The sequence below is a fragment of the Burkholderia sp. Ac-20345 genome (genome assembly GCF_017104825.1).
GTDB lineage: Bacteria > Pseudomonadota > Gammaproteobacteria > Burkholderiales > Burkholderiaceae > Burkholderia > Burkholderia lata_B.
In genome coordinates this window covers 1-1074 of record NZ_JAAGPO010000504.1, presented here as the reverse complement: position 1 = coordinate 1074, position 1074 = coordinate 1, and the positions used below count along the sequence as shown (strand labels likewise).

The following is a 1074-nucleotide window of genomic DNA, read 5'->3' as shown; positions in this document are numbered from 1 at the left end:
CGGCCGGCCCGGCGACGAACGCCGCGAGCGTCACCGTGCCTGCGCCGCTGCGGGAGGCGACGACCGCCGCCTCGCGCACGTCCGGTTCGCACAACAGTGCGTCCTCGATCCCGCGCGGATCGATGCGCACGCCGCTGATCTTCACTTCGTGATCGATCCGGCCGTCGAAATACAGCCGGCCGTCGCGCAACGTCGCGAGATCGCCGGTGCGGTACGCACGCTGCCCGCCGCGCGGCAACGTGACGAAGCGTTCCGCCGTCAGCGCCGGATTGCCGGCGTACGCGAGCGCCAGCCCGTCGCCGCACAGCACCAGTTCTCCGGTACGCCCCGCGGCGACCGGGTACGCGCGCTCGTCGACGATGCACGCATCGACGCCCGCACGCGGCGTGCCGATCGGCACCGGCTCGCCTTCCTGCCAGACCGCCTGCGGGCCGCCGATGCGCGCTGCGGTCGCAATGATCGTCGCCTCGGTCGGTCCGTAGGTATTGAGCAGCACCGCGTCCGGCAGGTGTGCGCGCCAGCGCCGGATCCGCTCCGGCAACGCGGCCTCGCCGCCGATGATCGTCAGGCGCACGCGGTCGAGCCGTCGTGCATGGCGCGCGTCGAGCGCATGCGCAAGCACGTGCCAGTAGGCAGTCGGCAGATCGAGCACGGTAATGCCGCGCCGCTCGACCTCGGCGGTAAACGTATCGACCGAATCGAGCATCGCATCGTCCCGCAGCACGAGCGTCGCGCCATGGCACAGCGTCGCGAAGATCTCCTCGAAGCTCGCGTCGAAATGCAGCGGCGCGAACTGCAGTACGCGATCGCCCGGCCCGATGCGATACAGGTCGCGCGTGCTCGCGACGAACTGGCCGAGCGCGCCGCGTCCGGTCAGCACGCCGTTCGGGCGGCCGGTCGACCCCGACGTGTACAGCAGATACGCGGGCAGCGCGTCCGGCACCGGTTCGTCGCCGGCCGGCGCGGGTTGCGTCGTCGGCACGCGCGCCGCATCGAGATCGAGCACCGGGCATGCGCCCGCGCATGCGTGGTGCGCGCCGCGCGTGATGACGATCGCGGGCGCCGCGTCCTCGG

At 72.3% G+C, this 1074-nt stretch carries 1 protein-coding gene; it reads right to left on the bottom strand.

Annotated elements, in window-relative coordinates:
* Positions 1-1074: AMP-binding protein (locus tag G3O06_RS48305; RefSeq protein ID WP_205820464.1), on the bottom strand; the 1074-nt coding region annotated here is incomplete at both ends.